15 protein-coding genes are annotated in these 15,891 nt (G+C 42.0%); 6 read left to right on the top strand and 9 right to left on the bottom strand.

Going from position 1 to position 15,891, the window contains the following annotated elements:
- The first annotated feature begins 20 nt into the window (after positions 1–20).
- Together OGM63_RS07680 and OGM63_RS07685 are read left to right on the top strand one after the other, a co-directional pair.
- A complete protein-coding gene (locus OGM63_RS07680; protein ID WP_263744930.1) occupies positions 21–1,238 on the top strand; it encodes an ABC transporter permease in 1,218 nt (405 codons plus the stop codon).
- Positions 1,239–1,632: 394 nt separating this feature from the next.
- The gene (locus OGM63_RS07685; RefSeq protein ID WP_318528421.1) at positions 1,633–2,427 is read left to right on the top strand and encodes an ABC transporter ATP-binding protein; all 795 of its coding nucleotides are present in this window, start codon (positions 1,633–1,635) and stop codon (positions 2,425–2,427) included.
- Positions 2,428–2,578: 151 nt separating this feature from the next.
- On the opposite strand, the gene OGM63_RS07690 is transcribed toward OGM63_RS07685, so the two are convergent.
- A complete protein-coding gene (locus tag OGM63_RS07690) occupies positions 2,579–3,112 on the bottom strand; it encodes an orange carotenoid protein N-terminal domain-containing protein (protein WP_263744921.1) in 534 nt (177 codons plus the stop codon).
- 231 nt (positions 3,113–3,343) lie between these two features.
- Here OGM63_RS07690 and OGM63_RS07695 point away from each other — a divergent pair, with 231 nt between their 5' ends.
- Positions 3,344–3,718: a hypothetical protein gene (locus OGM63_RS07695; RefSeq protein WP_263744922.1), complete on the top strand. Its 375-nt coding sequence runs from the start codon at positions 3,344–3,346 to the stop codon at positions 3,716–3,718.
- 78 nt (positions 3,719–3,796) lie between these two features.
- Here OGM63_RS07695 and OGM63_RS07700 read toward each other — a convergent pair whose 3' ends face one another.
- The 7 genes from OGM63_RS07700 to OGM63_RS07730 form a co-directional block, all read right to left on the bottom strand.
- Positions 3,797–4,432, bottom strand: coding sequence for an HAD-IA family hydrolase (locus OGM63_RS07700; protein WP_263744923.1), 636 nt, complete (start codon positions 4,430–4,432; stop codon positions 3,797–3,799).
- 125 nt (positions 4,433–4,557) lie between these two features.
- On the bottom strand, positions 4,558–5,508 hold the full coding sequence (queG, locus tag OGM63_RS07705) for a tRNA epoxyqueuosine(34) reductase QueG (protein ID WP_263744924.1): 951 nt from the start codon (positions 5,506–5,508) through the stop codon (positions 4,558–4,560).
- Positions 5,509–6,018: 510 nt separating this feature from the next.
- Complete coding sequence (locus OGM63_RS07710; protein WP_263744925.1) at positions 6,019–6,768, bottom strand: DUF6920 family protein; 750 nt, start codon at positions 6,766–6,768, stop codon at positions 6,019–6,021.
- A gap of 441 nt (positions 6,769–7,209) precedes the next feature.
- Entirely contained in the window at positions 7,210–8,364 is a 1,155-nt protein-coding gene (locus OGM63_RS07715; RefSeq protein WP_263744926.1) for a serine hydrolase domain-containing protein, read from the bottom strand.
- A 317-nt stretch (positions 8,365–8,681) separates the two neighbouring features.
- Entirely contained in the window at positions 8,682–9,704 is a 1,023-nt protein-coding gene (locus tag OGM63_RS07720) for a DUF8173 domain-containing protein (protein ID WP_263744927.1), read from the bottom strand.
- 856 nt (positions 9,705–10,560) lie between these two features.
- The gene (locus tag OGM63_RS07725; RefSeq protein WP_263744932.1) at positions 10,561–11,238 is read right to left on the bottom strand and encodes a Uma2 family endonuclease; all 678 of its coding nucleotides are present in this window, start codon (positions 11,236–11,238) and stop codon (positions 10,561–10,563) included.
- A gap of 337 nt (positions 11,239–11,575) precedes the next feature.
- Positions 11,576–12,130: a Uma2 family endonuclease gene (locus tag OGM63_RS07730; protein WP_263744933.1), complete on the bottom strand. Its 555-nt coding sequence runs from the start codon at positions 12,128–12,130 to the stop codon at positions 11,576–11,578.
- A gap of 139 nt (positions 12,131–12,269) precedes the next feature.
- Here OGM63_RS07730 and bchI point away from each other — a divergent pair, with 139 nt between their 5' ends.
- Both bchI and OGM63_RS07740 read left to right on the top strand, forming a co-directional pair.
- A complete protein-coding gene (bchI, locus tag OGM63_RS07735) occupies positions 12,270–13,358 on the top strand; it encodes a magnesium chelatase ATPase subunit I (RefSeq protein WP_263744934.1) in 1,089 nt (362 codons plus the stop codon).
- 191 nt (positions 13,359–13,549) lie between these two features.
- On the top strand, positions 13,550–13,846 hold the full coding sequence (locus OGM63_RS07740) for a hypothetical protein (protein ID WP_263744928.1): 297 nt from the start codon (positions 13,550–13,552) through the stop codon (positions 13,844–13,846).
- A gap of 97 nt (positions 13,847–13,943) precedes the next feature.
- On the opposite strand, the gene OGM63_RS07745 is transcribed toward OGM63_RS07740, so the two are convergent.
- Positions 13,944–15,032, bottom strand: coding sequence for a nucleotidyltransferase domain-containing protein (locus OGM63_RS07745; RefSeq protein WP_263744929.1), 1,089 nt, complete (start codon positions 15,030–15,032; stop codon positions 13,944–13,946).
- Between the two features lie 349 nt (positions 15,033–15,381).
- On the opposite strand from OGM63_RS07745, the gene rplU reads away from it, so the two are divergent.
- Positions 15,382–15,783, top strand: a complete 402-nt coding sequence (gene rplU / locus OGM63_RS07750; protein ID WP_263744935.1) for a 50S ribosomal protein L21 — start codon at positions 15,382–15,384, stop codon at positions 15,781–15,783.
- The last annotated feature ends 108 nt before the right edge of the window (positions 15,784–15,891 follow it).

Raw genomic sequence — 15,891 nt, forward strand, 5'->3', positions numbered from 1 at the left:
CTCCCCACTCCCCACTCCCCATGAACATTCTCGAAAGCGTCAAAATGGCAGGGACAACTCTGCTGTCAAATAAGTTACGTAGTGCCCTAACAATGTTGGGTATTGTCATCGGTAATGCCTCGGTGATTGCGATGATTGGCATCGGGCAAGGTGGACAAAAATATGTTAATAAGCAACTGGAGTCCTTGGGACCAAACGTAATATTTGTAATTCCCGGTAATCAAGAAACTCAGCGCATTTCCCGTGATGTCCCAAAAACATTAGTATTGGAAGATGCTCTGGCGATCGCTTCTCAAGTCCCAACTGTAGCAGGTGTAACTGCGGAGTTAAACAGCAGGCAGGTGGTGACTTATCGCAACCGCAACACCGATGTCAACATTATCGGTACGACTCCTTCCTTCTTGGTGGTGCGCGATTTTGAAACTGCTAAAGGGCGATTTTTCACCGACATAGACATGAAACGCAGCAACCAAGTTATTGTGTTGGGTGCTGATTTGGCAGAAAAACTCTTTGGTAATGCTAACCCCATCGGGCAGCAAATGCGAATCAAAAATGCCAGCTTTCAAATAATTGGAGTACTAACACCGAAAGGTTCCAGCGTCGGTGCCGATTACGACGAGGCAGCATTAACACCCGTCACCACCTCGGCAAATCGCTTGGTGGGGAAAACTTCTCCCTATGGATTGGAGGTAAGTTATATCGTCGCTTCCGCGAAAAATTCAGACAGTGTAGATGCGGCAGAGTTTCAAATTACTAACTTGCTACGACTGCGACACAAATTAATCGATGAAAATGATTTTACCATCCGCACTCAAAAAGATGCGCTGCAAACGGTCGGTCAAATTACTGGTGCGTTAACAATAATGCTCGCAGCGATCTCTAGCATTTCCTTAGTCGTCGGTGGGATTGGCATCATGAATATTATGCTTGTTTCCGTCACCGAACGCACTCAAGAAATTGGATTGCGAAAAGCGATCGGCGCAACTCAACAAGATATTTTGCTACAGTTCATGATTGAGGCAGTAGTTCTCTCAGCAGCTGGTGGTTTAATTGGCACTGGAGTTGGTATCGGTGGCATTCTGCTAGTAGGAGCGCTGACTCCTTTAGAAGCCGCAATTTCTCCCGTAGCGATCGCTCTTGCCGTTAGCGTTTCTGGTGGTATTGGTTTATTCTTTGGTGTTGTCCCCGCACGTCGCGCTGCTAAATTAGATCCGATTGTCGCGCTACGTAGCGCTTAAAAAAGTTAGGAGTGAGGAGTTAGGAGTTTGGAGTGAGGAGTGAGGAGTTAGGAGTTTGGAGTTTGGAGTGAGGAGTTAGGAGTTTGGAGTTAGGAGTTTGGAGTTAGGAGTTAGGAGTTTGGAGTTTGGAGTTAGGAGTTAGGAGTTAGGAGTTTGGAGTTAGGAGTTAGGAGTTTGGAGTTTGGAGTTTGGAGTTTGGAGTGAGGAGTTAGGAGTTTGGAGTGAGGAGTTAGGAGTTTGGAGTTAGGAGTTTGGAGTGAGGAGTTTGGAGTTTGGAAAAGCGGTAGAGACGTTCGGTCCGGAACGTCTCTACTAAAGTTAGGAAAAGCGGAGTTAGGAGTTAAAGAGGTTTTTTGACAGTTTAAAATAATTTAAATATATGGATGTAAATATCATGAATATCGAAAAAAAAATTAATTTTAACTCCTCACTCTTCACTCCTAACTCCTCACTCTTGACTCCTGACTCCTCACTTTCTCAAAAAACTGCGATTATTCGGATTGAGAATGTCTTTAAAATTTATGGTAGGGGCGAAACAGAAGTCAAGGCACTCAACGATGTTAACCTGATTATAGAACAGGGCGAATATTGTTCGATTATGGGACCTTCTGGTTCTGGTAAATCCACCGCAATGAATATTATCGGTTGTTTGGATCGCCCGACATCAGGACATTATTATTTAGATAACATTGATGTCGCACAACTAGACGATAGCGCTTTGGCACATATTCGTAACAAAAAGTTAGGATTTGTGTTTCAACAATTCCACCTATTATCTCAACTATCGGCATTAGAAAATGTAATTTTGCCGATGGTGTATGCCGGTGTGAGTAACAGTGAAAGACGCGATCGCGCAACAGAAGCACTTGGTAGAGTAGGTTTAGAAAAGCGACTCAACAACAAACCAACTCAACTATCAGGAGGACAACAACAAAGAGTAGCGATCGCTCGTGCCATTGTCAACCGTCCCGTCGTCCTCCTCGCAGATGAACCCACCGGCGCACTTGATTCTCGCACAACCCAAGAAGTATTAGATATCTTCAGCGAACTTAATGCTAGTGGTATCACCGTTGTCATGGTAACTCATGAACCAGAAGTTGCCCGCCAAACCCAACGCATAGTTTGGTTTCGAGATGGTCAAGTGGTACACTCCAACATGACACCATCCGACTTAACTCATATGCAGTAAGCCATAAACTTTTTCTTTCGTGTTTATACCGTTTCTTTATGAATATGCACACCATTTAGCCCACGTAGGTGGGCTTTGTTTGTGTAGCCCCAGGCTTCCAGCCTGAGGGTATAATATCCACACTCACACAGAATTGGTATTACTACAAATATTAAAGACTTGACGTTTTACCAGTTTGTGCTTGCGTCTCAATCGGTTTCACATCGGTATAACCCATTTCACCGACAATTGTCCGGAATATAGAAATTTGCTCTTCAAATTCTAATCCTTCTACTTGTGAAAGCAGATTATTTATTGCCTCACTTGCATTGTAATTTGCTGGCATTCCAACTATTTTTTTCTCATCCATACCGATTGCCCAAGCATACCAAACCAGTAGTTGGTTATTTTCTTTGATAGCACCATAAGCACGAGAATATTCTGTATCTTCTTTGTTCACAATTTCCCGCATCACCTTTAATTGCTGCTCATCAGACAATTCATAATAATCTCCTAACAGCCTTGGTGCTAGTTCTGGTTCCGCAGCAGCCGGTGCAGCAGGAGTAATTGAACTACCCATTTTTTTATAAACCAAATAAAACCAAGCTAATTTCGCATCAGTATCCAACTTGTTAAACGCTTCCACCGCTTTTTGAGTTGTCTCGGTCTGGGCTTGAGAATCGGCTTTATTGTAACTTGCAGTCATAATTTATCTCCCAGGTTATTTAATCAAAAACTTCAAAGTAATACCTGTTTTACTGTTGACTATTAACGGCTTTGTTATCGACCTCCAAGAGAAAGAGTTTTAGAAATTAGATCTAAAAAAATTTATCTACCTTTCAATAGAGGTAAAAATCTATCTGTAGATGCCAAGAAGATGAGACATCAGTTTGTTACGATTACCTCATAAATATAAAAATTACTTAGGGGGTTAGTTATGCCTGATGAAGTGAAACCCAATGTCGCGGAAGCTTCCACCCAAGACGCACAATTAGCTGCTGAAAGCATCGCTAGTGGTGAAGAAAAAGCACCAACAGTCGATTTCGAGGGAGATTACAAAGCCGCACAGCAATATAGCATCAGTGATGTTGACCGCACAGCCGAAGGTGAAGCAGCAGCAGAAACTGCAACTGCACCTAAGTTTGAGGTATCGAAACAAGAAGAAACAAAAACCCAAGCACAGCCAACTGGTAATCCCGATGATTATATGAACATGGCTAAGGATGTTGGGGGAGCTGCGAATCAAGGTGTAAGTAATGTGAGTGATGACCTAATACAAGAAGCTTTGAAAAAAGGTCAACCCGGAAAGTAAGCTAAATAAAATAGTCAACAGTCAATAGTTAGGAATTAAGATTTAGGTTTTTGACTTTTGACTTTTGACTTTTACTAATTAACAATCTTTTATCACTTCTAGCAGTTGACTTGGTTGGTGAATCAAAAAGTTGGGATTTTGCTTGCTTAATACTACCTGTGAATTGAAACCCCAAGTCACTGCAATCACTTTGATATTTGCTTTTTTGGATGCTTCTATATCTCTAGTTTCATCACCGACATAAATAACTTCTTGAGGTTTTAGTTGTTTTTGCCTCAATACGTTATTAATTATTGTTGTTTTACCAAAAATTGTCACTCCTGAATAGATAAACTCAAATAAACTGTCTAAATCGTTTATTTGCAGGAACTCTCTAACATTATCCTTGGAATTAGAGGTGATAATTCCTAGCCTATTTCCATCATTTTTAAGTTCTATTAATGCTTCTTTGATTCCGGGAATAGGTTTGAACTCGTGTATTTTATTTTTTAATTCTGATTTCACCTTTTTGACTAAAAAAGGTATCTTGAAAACCGAGATACCTGAGTAACTAATAATTTCTCTAGAAGTAAAATTCCTGAGGAGGGCAAGTTCCTCCGGGGTAATTTGTATATAACCAAATTCTAGGGCTAAACGATTAGCAATACTTACTAGAGCATCTACTGTATCGGCAATTGTGCCATCAAAATCAAAAATAATTACTTTCTGGGTCATCTGAAGTATAAAATATAAAGTCTGAAGAGAGAAGTATGAAATTATTCATGCTTCATTATTGCTTTGGGCTGGTATATGTATATTTTTTCATCATGCAAACCTTTACCTTAGTTTGCTCAAGTCGGCTATGCATCTAGTTTGTTGTCTAGATTAGCACGGGCATTTCTTCGTAACATTTCTGGTTTAATTCGTCTGAATGCGGATGCCGGAAATTGTCTATCCCACTCCTCATTTGAGATTTTGGCTAATTCTATCAGCTTGGGCGCAACATTCCCAGAGTAAGGTTGAAACTCTGCCACATCGGTTGTACGAGCAAAACGCTGATTCCAAGGACAAACATCTTGGCAGATATCGCAACCCGCAACCCAACCTTGCAAATGAGGTGTAATTGTCAGAGGCAATTTTTCCGCCCGATTTTCAATTGTATGGTAAGCTATACAACGATTGGCATCTATTACAAACTCCTGAGTAATTGCACTGGTAGGACAAGCGTCAAGACAACGAGTACAAGTACCGCAGTGTTGTGTATGTGGGCGATCGCTCTCTAATTCCAGATTCGTCAACACTTCTCCCAAAAATACCCAAGAGCCATATTCGGTAGTTATCACATTACCATTTTTCGCAATCCAGCCAATTCCGGCTTGTTGTGCCCAGACTTTATCTTGCACGGGTCCTGTATCTGCATAACTAAGCGCTTGAATACCTTTTCCTTGTTCGTGCAACCACGTTGTCAGCGCTTTGAGTTTTTTGTGCATGACTTTGTGATAATCCCGTCCCCAGCCATAACGCGACATTTTCGCGTATTCTTCACCTTCGGGACGTCGGTGAGGTGTGTAATAATTTAAAGCGACACAAATAAGCGATCGCGCTTCTGGCATTACTAATCTAACATCCTGACGCTTCGGCGAAGCCATCCATTCCATATCGGCATGATAACCCAGTTCTAGCCATGCTTGCAATCGCTGCGTTTGTGTAGCATCTGCCTCATCTATAGATGCAATTCCAACTTTGTGAAACCCTAATTCTAAGGCTTTTTCCTTGACCACACTGCTGCTGGTTGCGGGAAACTGATTCATTTTTCTTATCTAAATTTGCCCACTAAGCGGGATTTCTATTCTACATCATGCTGTCATCTGAAGGATGAAGAATGTAGAGACGTAGCACTGCTACGTCTCGTCTGATTTTAGATAACGCATATTAAAAGAGCGGTCGATGTCTAAAGGTTTTGAAATCACGCAAAATCATTGTCACTTAATTGAATTCAGCAACGCCGTAGTTTACTGATACACCTTTAGCTGTGCCCGTAATTGGGCAATTTCAGTCGCCATATCTAGCACCATTCCAGCTCCGACTAAGTTCACCCCCAAGTCTTGACGCAACCGATCTGAGCAATTCGAGCAATTTCGCGGGGATGAAGCATAGAGCCAATCGGTTCGATTACGCCTAGTCCGCTAGTCGTGAAAGACTTTTTCAGGAATGAGCGCAAAATACTTCTCAAACCATTATTCCTCTGTTTCCTCTGCGTAAGAGTGCGGTTCGTTTTTCCGTTATTGCTGCGTAAGTCCTATTTTTGATGTTTGATCGGTCTACCGATAGATTGCATTATCGATTGTGGCTCGGAAAAATTCGCCCTCTGACTCAAACCGCTCAGTGCCGAAGTACCATCCAACCCGCAGACGAGTGGGAATAGTGTAGCCAGAGAATGTGCGTTCTTCCTCCATAATTGCACCGAAGTCCACATAATGAAACTCAGAGCCATCAAGGTTATTCCAGCGCGGCAGCTTGAATGTTTTGAGCCGACCCGTTTGATCGATGGTAAAATCAAGTTCGGCTTTCTCGCCTTGCACTACGAAACTTGAATGAAGATGCGATGAATCTGTACTTGTCCATGAAATATCATCACCACACAACGCAGATGGCAACCACAGTGACTCTGCTTGGAGACGACCAACCGCAGACCGCGTAATATCGGAACCCGAAGCTATCATGACAGGGAAAATTCCTAAAAGCTTCCACTGCATAGCACCTACACCATCTATGATCCGATCCGATCCCACAATTGGCAAACCATTCATCCATGCCGTAGCACTCCAAATCAGTCCATGCTCCCAGCAAATGACCTGCTCTGCTTTGAATGGAATCCAATTTTTCAATTTGATTTCGCCGTGCATCTGCAATCGAACCGCAGATGCGATCGCAGTTCCAGGTGCGATCGCGTGTTCGAGATATCGTCTTGCAGCTTCTGGTAAATGAGCGAATTCGTCTGAATGAAATACACGATCTTTCGATATCGCTGAATTCCATAGCGTATTGAGAGAAATCTGTTTAGTCATCATTGCCTCCAGTATTTTTAATTGAGAATTTGATAGATTGTAATGATAAGAATAATTGCGAAAATAGTTGTATAGATCAACTTAGTATACTTAGCTAACCAACTTGGAAGATAAATATCAAAATTGTCATTTTTTGAATTTGAATATTTTCGGGCAAGCAGATTTAATGGGCAGTGTAATTTAAACGTTAGTAGGGTTATACCTTCTATAAATACAAATCCATAACCAACCCAGAGCCAGAGATTTAGTTTCTTTGTGATCGCTGCATAAAGCATATAGAAAATCACAAAATTGAAGAATACCCAGATCGCAGTGTGAATGGTTTTTATAAACGTTAATTTAGTTTCACTTTTCATATTGTGCCAACGTTAGATACTTCCATCACAAATAGAGTTTTTAATCCTTCGTTAAAACCTTGTGTACCATCACCTCTACGAATTTGGTTCACTTCTCCCCAAAGACGATCTTGGTAAGCTGCGTGCGAATTTCAGAAAGATCCATATCTTGCCGATTGCTCAGAATAATAATGAAGACCTTGTCATTGGGATAGCGAGCAATGATGCTATGAAAACCGCTAATTCCTCCCTCGTGAATGTCCACTGGGCGATCGCCTTCCTTGCCAATGCCCCAACCATAGCCATAACCGAGTCCACCAGTGTCCGGGAGCGGTGCGAAACGAGTGAACATCTTGTCTCGCAAGTTTTTCGGGATCAGTTTGTTTGTGTAGAAGGATTGATCCCAACGGTAGAGGTCTTCCACAGTGGAGTACAACCCACCGGCTGCATAGGGAATAGACATATCAATGAAATCAGCCACGTTTGTCCGATCGCGATAGCCGACAGCGAGATCACCCTTGTTGTGGTCGTAGCCCGAATCCACCATCTGCAACGGGACAAAGATATTCTCCTGTAAGAATGCCTCATAGCTTTTACCGGATGCCTGCTCGATGATGGCACCTAGCACAACGTAGCCAGAGCTGCTGTAGCTAAACTTCTTCCCTGGCTGAAACTCCAACGGTTTATCTTTGAAGCGTGCGATCGTTTGGGTGGGAGACGACGGCGATCCCTGGGTAGTCAAGTAATCTGGGAACCTGGTGAAATCCGGGATACCAGAGGTATGGGTTAAGAGATGATGAATGGTGATCTGCTGCCATGCGGCAGGGCAGTCCGGCAGGTAAGTGCAGATGCGATCCTGCACGTTGAGTTTGCCCCGTGCCTGCAAGATGAGGATCGCCATAGCCGTGAACTGCTTCGTAATGGAGCCAAGGCGAAATTTCGTTTGCGCCGTGTTTAACAGGTGCTTTTTGCGATCGGCTTCGCCATACCCAGTGCTAAGGAGAATCTGGCCCTTTCGCACGATCAGCACTGACCCGCTAAAGAGTTTCGCTTTGACCAGCTTGCTCAGGTAGGTGTCAGCTTTGGAAATGATGTCCTGAGAAAATGGGGGAGCCAAGGTGGCAGTTGCTTTATGTGGAGACGGTTGTATAGTAGTCGCTGTTGCGGTTGGCAGCCATATTCCCCAAGAGAAGAGATAGGTAAGAGCAGCAAATAAGGGGATGGGGCGATGATTTGCCCACTGACGAAGTTGAATTTGAAGCATAGGATTCTTTCAAGACTGTCTGTGGGATTGATCTATTCGACTTGATAGATGGAAGCAATCAGATCCTCAAACTGTCTCAGGACAGTGGCAGTTTTGCCGTGTTTTTTAGGACTCCCAAAAAAAGGTTGGTGGAGTCTCTCTGTTGGCGGAGCGTTCCGTAGGAAAAGAGAATCGCACTCATAATTTGCAGTTTGGATAGCTGATTTAACTTGCGAATCGAAGGATGAGTTCACTCACGATAATTCACTATTTTGCCAATTGCATCAGCCTCAGAGCTTGGTTGCATGTCATAATGATAAACATTCATGCCGCTCTACTCACTCAGTAGCGATTTGGGTTTTTTCTCTACCAAATTTCCACAGCAAGATGACACCCAAGCCGAACAGATTAACTAGGAAAACGACTAATCCTCCAAAAAATGGGATGAGTGTGAGAACCGTCACGATCGCCAAACCTACGAAGAACTGCTGCTGTAACGACCAATTGCCATTACTGACTAGGCATTGACCCACAAAAAGTGCCACACCTAATGACCCTACTAGAGCCGCGATCGCCCCCGTTAGACTTAGGAGTGGAATCAGGGGAATACCAATCAGGGTAATCGCCAGAAACACGGTGGCAAAGACAAAAAAGACGATAGCCCCGATTCCCCATAGACCAGTCAAAATAGGGTGTTGACCCAATTTTCTAGCCAAAGAAGGCAGGAATTGTGGGCTGGTATGCAAAATAATCAGTCCGAGAATAGCTGCTACTACAGCGGCACTAATTCTAAAAATGGCACTGAAGAAATACTGAGCGAAGAAGCTACTTCTGACTCGATTGGAACCATACATCATGCCATGTCTATCGCTAAATGTGGCACGTTCACCACCAACGATCGCACCTGGTTCCTGGACGATTTTGCCGCCAAAAGAGTAAGCATCAGCTTCTACCCGCGCTCCTTTTTTCAGTATGACATCCCCGCCAAAAGCGATCGCAGTATCCAAAACTCTGGCATTAGGTGATACCGTAACACTCCCCCCAAAAGCAATGGCATTTTCGACAACTTGATTCTCTGGTACGGTTACACTTCCACCAAAGCGAATTAGGTTGGTGTTGTTGATATTCATATCAGTCTGCGCCAGGGCATTACCTGCAAATATTAAGCTTATGGTGGCTATAAAAACCAGAATTAATTGTTGCCATTTCATAGATTTCATTCTCCTGGATAACAATAACATCGCACTTTGAGTTTTTTTCGGCGCAGATTGAATACTTTCCTTCAGCGATTTTACCCAATCTTCAACAGCTTCTAAATTGTCATGAAGATTTTTGGTGAAGTTGTCAATTGTAGTACTCATGATAATTTCTCTACAGCAGATTGCGTTTTTATTGAATACACGTAGAGACGTTCGGTCTGGAACGTCTCAGAGCGGGTTTTGGGTTTTATGCATGTACCTGCTAAAAAGTTAAATATGCTGTAGGATGTTGAATTTCTGAAATTTGGCTCTATTATTGTCAAGTTGAGATTCAATCTAAACTTGACTTTTTTCGCCACACATTTAAGAGTTACAAACTTTGCCCAATATAACCTCTACCTTTTGAATGTTTTAGTAGAAGTTATACAATTTATACACAATTTAAACCCTTGTTAAAACATAATTGCTCTTACAAAAAATTCTCTTTGCTGCTTTTGGCAAGACTTTCACGGCTAGATTTCGGCAATGATATTGCACTATTCTGTCGCAATACCAAACTGCGATTAGAGCGGATTTTAACGAAATTTTTCACAAATACCTGCAACTTTAATCCTTTAGAAGTAGTGAGCGAATGCTCTCGGATTTTTGAACTTTTCTATCCTATTCTCTATAGCGATCGCTTGATTACTTTCAATACCCAACATGAAAAGTTGAGATTTTTTAAATCAACCAAATAACCCTAAAAATCAAACATCAGCTAAGTACGATGCGATCGCTCCTCTCCAACATCCCAAATCTGCAATTAAAAAAACTCGTCACAGGAACATTAGACATCTCCGAAAATGAATGTAGAGACTACCAAGTGCTACGTCTCTTGGGGTTTGGATAACGCATATTTAATTTTCAAATAGGTTGTCTATTGCTGATTTGTTTAATCGTTGCTTACAAAGACTTTATTTACCTGAAATTTGCTCTATGTAGCTACAGTTTTTCTAATATAAAAATACAAGCGAGTTGGTCAAGCAATTGAATCAGGATCTACACCAAGCGCTCTCAACCTTTCCGCCAATATCTCGACGCGTTGTTGAGCTTGTTTTGCTTGTTCTTCTGGTGTTAACAATCTTTTTCCATCCTCGTTATACCAATATAACCACTCCCGTGTAATACTTTGATAAGTTCCCATCTCGATACCAATTCCCAAATTAACCTCTGGTAGCCATACAGGATTGCTATCTTGTAATTGATAATCGCCATTTAGTAACTTGTAAACTTCAAAACGTGGCTTGCGGCGCCGAGTGGGATTGTAGACTACATAATACAAAACTCCTAGCTTTGCATACTCGTCTTTCTTGGTTGTGTACTCCCCACGATAACTTTGAGAAACGACTTCCAGCACTAATATGGGAACTTGCTCTTCTTCCCAAATTGCATAACTCCGACGCAGGTTTTCATCAAAAAACCGCTCAACTCCCAAACTCAAAAATCCATCTGGTACTATTGGCGGTAGATTGGGGTCATAATATACTCCCATATCAACACCAAAAAACCAATTCATCCGATCTGCCCAAGCCATAGCTAATATGGTTTTAAGTAAACCGGGAATTAAATCTTGTAATTCATTATCCACAGGAGTATCGTCCGAGTCAGGCAGTTCGTCAGAAGACGGCAAGCAAGCTAATGGATCGTACTTTAACATGATGTTGAAGACTATCTGAATCAAGAGGCACTGACTAAGTATTTGCGTCATTACGACGTAAGGAAGCACCTATCTAAGTCTTGTTTTATGGTAACGAGTGCATAAGTCCCATGAATAATATAGCGGAATTGAGGTATGAATCTGGATGTAGAGACGTAGCACTGCTACGTCTAATCAACGATTTTGGTATTAGACATCTCCAGAAAACAATGTAGAGACTTCGTATTTCGCGTCTCTACAAGGGTTGTGGACAACGCATATTTAATTTTCGGAGAGGTTTATTACGTAAAATCCTGCGTCATACATGAAATCAGCAATGCCCAATTATCAGTTTGGTTTAAATATTCAGCCAGTTAAAGACTTGCTCGACGGTTAGGGATAAGTCAATATTACTAAGGATGGGGAGTGCGTCAATACCTGCGAGCAGTTCAATGCGTTGGTTGGGGTATACAATCAAAATGCTGGCTTCATCTGGAAGAATTAACCACCCTAGTTCTGTGCCATTTTTACAGCAGTGCAGCAGATTACGGAGAACTTTGGTTTGGCTTTGGTCTGGTGAGAGAATTTCTATTGCCCAGTCGGGATGACTTTCAAAGCGGTTAGCGATTCTACCTGATTCAGTGCGGGGTATGCGTTCCCAGCGAAATACGGTAACATCGGGAACTATGGTAGCACCGCCAAAAGTACAGCGCAGTTCGGGTAATGCAAGGGCGATTTTTTGAGGTTCTGCAACTTCGTTGATGGTGGCAACAAGTTTACCTTGAAGTCGGCTGTGTTCTCCTTGTGGCATGGGTTTTTGATAAATTTGACCGTCGATGTACTCAGAAGCGGGTTCGGTTTCTCTTAGTTGCAGAAATTCTTCTAAGGTGATGGGTTTGACTGCTGTAGCCATGATTGTTGCAGGAGCAAATTCTCTAACATCAATTTTGCCTTTTATCTTACTCCGCAACTGTGGCACAATAAAAAACTGTAATAAGAAAAATATTGATAAGGTAATAAGCGTGAGTCCTACTGCTCAAACCACAGCTAGTATGCGTCGGGTAGTGTTTCCGTTTACGGCAATTGTCGGTCAGGAAGAAATGAAACTGTCGCTGCTGTTAAATGTGATTGATCCGAAAATTGGTGGTGTAATGATTATGGGCGATCGCGGCACCGGCAAATCCACAACCATTCGAGCGCTGGCTGATTTGTTGCCAGAAATTCCCGTGGTTGCCAATGACCCCTTCAACAGTGACCCCAGCGACCCTGATATCATGAGCGATGAAGTTCGCACTTTAATTGAACTTGGAGCCGAAATTCCTGTAGTTCAAAAAAAAGTCATCATGGTAGACTTACCTCTAGGAGCTACAGAAGACCGGGTTTGCGGTACTATCGATATTGAAAAGGCTTTATCTGAAGGTGTAAAAGCCTTTGAACCGGGACTTTTAGCAAAAGCTAACAGGGGTATTCTTTATGTGGATGAAGTCAATTTGCTTGATGACCACTTGGTAGACGTGCTACTAGATTCTGCTGCTAGCGGGTGGAACACTGTAGAAAGAGAAGGTATTTCTATTAGACATCCGGCGCGTTTTGTGCTAGTAGGTTCGGGAAACCCTGAAGAAGGTGAATTACGTCCTCAATTGCTTGACCGTTTTGGAATGCACGCTGAAATTCGCACGGTGAAAGAACCAGCTTTGCGTGTGGAAATCGTCGAACAAAGAGCGGAATTTGACCAAAATCCTCAAGAATTTGTTGATAAAAACCAAACTAGTCAAGACGCACTACAAGAGAAAATTGTCAGTGCTCAGAAGCTTTTACCAGGAGTGAAAATTGATTATGACTTGCGGGTAAAGATTTCCGAAGTTTGTTCGGAACTTGATGTAGATGGCTTACGTGGTGACATTGTAACCAACCGTGCCGCGAAAGCGATCGCTGCATTTGAAGGACGCACCGAAGTAACAATTGATGATATCCGTCGCGTAATTACTCTATGTCTACGTCACAGACTGCGGAAAGACCCTTTAGAATCCATTGATTCTGGCTACAAAGTCGAAAAAACCTTTAGCCGCGTCTTTGGGGTAGAGGTAACAGAAGATACTACACAACCAAACGGTACTAGTCAAAAATCAGGAGTTAGGTAGAGACGTTCCATCGGAACCTCTATATTTATGTAGAGACGTTCCACCGGAACCTCTATATTTATGTAGAGACGTTCCACCGGAACCTCTATATTTATGTAGAGACGTTCCGTCGGAACGTCTGCATTTAGGTAGAGACGTTCCGTCGGAACGTCTCTACGATATTATTTGTCCCCAGTCCCCAATCCCCAGTGATGAGATTTTGGCATTTTTGGTTTCAGACTTTTGTGATATCTAGCCAATACAATCCACCTCGGTTTGTAGAGCTATTGATGTTGATGCTAGCGATCGCGATGCTAGCAATTGCGACTGTTATACCCGATAGACCTTTTTTGGTATTGGGGTTGAGCTTAGTAGTTGGAGCGTCTATTTCCATCTTAGTGCGAGAAGCGATCGCTCCCTCACCTCAGACGCGAATCACCCAAATTACAGCACTGCTATTGCTCATCATCAGCATATATGGCTTTGCCGACATCATCAAAACGCTTTAGGGGGTTGGGAGTTGTAGAGACGCGAAATTTCGCGTCTGAGGAGCAAAGTTATGATTTTTATTCCTCACTCCTCACTTTTAACTCCTAACTTTTTCAGTCACCATCCCTGCATTTCGACTAATTCCATACACAATTCATTAATTTGCTCTAAGTCAGGTTTATGTGGCAAAGTTGATTCTTGATAAACACTTTCCATTTGAGTTACTAAATCTTCTGCCATTTTCATTACCTGCTCATAAGAATACTCACCATTGAGAATTGCTCTTAAATCTTCCACATCACCAGCAATTCGTCTATCTACAATCACTCCTCCTGTACGTAATATCTCTACTCCACTACGTAGCAAGCGTATGCAGTGCATCCCATGTTTGAGGTCAAAACCTGATTTTCTCTCCATTTCGGCTCTAGCGGGATTTCTATTTTCCTGCCAAGATAAGTAAGCTTTCCATTCTCTGAAAGCAACTTGATAACTTTGACTTTTTTGAAGCAAGCGAATAAAATCTTTGCGACTATTTGTTAAGTTTTGTGTATAGTCTAAAGTCTCATCGGGTAAAGTATATTGTTTCAGCACTCCTTTGAAATCAATATCAGCCGTCAACAACTGATATAATTGTTCAGCTTCTTCTAAAAACTCGATTCTTCCTCTAATTAAGAGATAAAGATACTCCAGAAAGGCATTTAACTCATCTTTGCTGAGGGCTGCTTCTTCTTCTATGCCAAAATCAGATGGTACTGGTTTATTTTGTGGTGGATGTAACAACCACTTGCGATGACTTTCCATTTTTTTGATTTGAGCAAAAGCGTAACCAGAATAAGTATGCTTGACCTTTTTGCTCAAAAATAGCTGTTTATGGTGAATTAAATGCTGTCCTACCTTCGTTAATACAGGATATTCATTCAACCACAGCAATTCTAAAACGTTGGGATTAGCTCCCGATAGTAACTGGATAATTTTTCTTAATTCGTAGATAACGGTGTCTTTGTTTCCATCCAAAAACGGAAAGATTCCTGGTTCATCCCAACCACCATCTTTTTGTTCTATGCGGTCAAAGCCTAAATAATATCTTTTGGGTGCAATAAACACCCCACGATAATCATAGTCTGAACTGGGACGATTTAAACCATAGCCGTGGCTACCAGCCAAACCAACAAAAATCGCTCTTTGTTCAACTTCGATTCTTTTCATAGTGAGTTGAATAAAATACAGCCATCCTAACTCATCAGTTTTGAGAGTATGATAAAAAAAACTGAGCAACGGTTAATGCTGCTCAGAATTTATGGTGTTGTTCTGTGTCTCTAATAGCTACACACTCAAAAAAGAAGATTTCGCCAAAAAAGTTAAATTAATAGAGATTTGCTATGTTGAAATTTTTCTTGACTTAACTAGAGTGTATAGATATAATAGTGAATTGGCTGTATAATTCCTGCTCGGATCAGGTAGATACACAGCAAAAGCTGGATTCATGGGGTTTATCGCTACTCCCCAAGAGATGAAAGCCAGCTACCTGTACGGCATCTTCAAGGAAAATTATTTCATGACTTACGCAATCATTGAAACTGGTGGGAAACAACTAAGAGTTGAACCAGGTCGCTTTTACGATATTGAATTACTTCATATCGAAGCCGAAGAGAAAGTTACTATAGATGCAGTGTTGTTAGTGCAGCACGATGGTGAAGTTACTATTGGACAGCCGTTAGTGACCGGTGCGACTGTAGAAGGAACAGTGATGCGACATTTTCGCGATCGCAAAGTTCTAGTCTACAAGATGAAGCCCAAAAAGAAAACCCGCAAAAAGCGCGGACATCGGCAAGAAGTCACTAGACTGATGATTGATTCTATCAACTTGAACGGTACGGTATTTACTGCTCCAGTTGGTGCAAGTGCTGAGACTGAAGAAGCAGAAGCAACACCTGTTGAAGCAACTGTTGTTGAATAATATATATTAGGGGTTGTTGGTTGTTAGTGGTTAGTTGTTAGTTGTTAGTTGTCAAAAAGTACTTGTTACAACTATCCACTATCCATTCCCCACTATCCATTCCCCATT

This window comes from Plectonema radiosum NIES-515, assembly GCF_025753815.1.
Lineage (GTDB): Bacteria > Cyanobacteriota > Cyanobacteriia > Cyanobacteriales > Nostocaceae > Hassallia > Hassallia radiosum_A.

Coding starts and splice junctions, on each gene's coding strand:
- OGM63_RS07710 (WP_263744925.1), bottom strand. CDS start 6,768: ATGATGACTAAACAGATTTCTCTCAATACGCTATGGAATTCAGCGATA.
- OGM63_RS07690 (WP_263744921.1), bottom strand. CDS start 3,112: ATGACTGCAAGTTACAATAAAGCCGATTCTCAAGCCCAGACCGAGACA.
- OGM63_RS07715 (WP_263744926.1), bottom strand. CDS start 8,364: ATGCTTCAAATTCAACTTCGTCAGTGGGCAAATCATCGCCCCATCCCC.
- OGM63_RS07695 (WP_263744922.1), top strand. CDS start 3,344: ATGCCTGATGAAGTGAAACCCAATGTCGCGGAAGCTTCCACCCAAGAC.
- OGM63_RS07730 (WP_263744933.1), bottom strand. CDS start 12,130: ATGGCTACAGCAGTCAAACCCATCACCTTAGAAGAATTTCTGCAACTA.
- OGM63_RS07700 (WP_263744923.1), bottom strand. CDS start 4,432: ATGACCCAGAAAGTAATTATTTTTGATTTTGATGGCACAATTGCCGAT.
- OGM63_RS07740 (WP_263744928.1), top strand. CDS start 13,550: ATGAGATTTTGGCATTTTTGGTTTCAGACTTTTGTGATATCTAGCCAA.
- OGM63_RS07720 (WP_263744927.1), bottom strand. CDS start 9,704: ATGAGTACTACAATTGACAACTTCACCAAAAATCTTCATGACAATTTA.
- rplU (WP_263744935.1), top strand. CDS start 15,382: ATGACTTACGCAATCATTGAAACTGGTGGGAAACAACTAAGAGTTGAA.
- bchI (WP_263744934.1), top strand. CDS start 12,270: ATGCGTCGGGTAGTGTTTCCGTTTACGGCAATTGTCGGTCAGGAAGAA.
- OGM63_RS07685 (WP_318528421.1), top strand. CDS start 1,633: ATGAATATCGAAAAAAAAATTAATTTTAACTCCTCACTCTTCACTCCT.
- OGM63_RS07745 (WP_263744929.1), bottom strand. CDS start 15,032: ATGAAAAGAATCGAAGTTGAACAAAGAGCGATTTTTGTTGGTTTGGCT.
- OGM63_RS07725 (WP_263744932.1), bottom strand. CDS start 11,238: ATGTTAAAGTACGATCCATTAGCTTGCTTGCCGTCTTCTGACGAACTG.
- queG (WP_263744924.1), bottom strand. CDS start 5,508: ATGAATCAGTTTCCCGCAACCAGCAGCAGTGTGGTCAAGGAAAAAGCC.
- OGM63_RS07680 (WP_263744930.1), top strand. CDS start 21: ATGAACATTCTCGAAAGCGTCAAAATGGCAGGGACAACTCTGCTGTCA.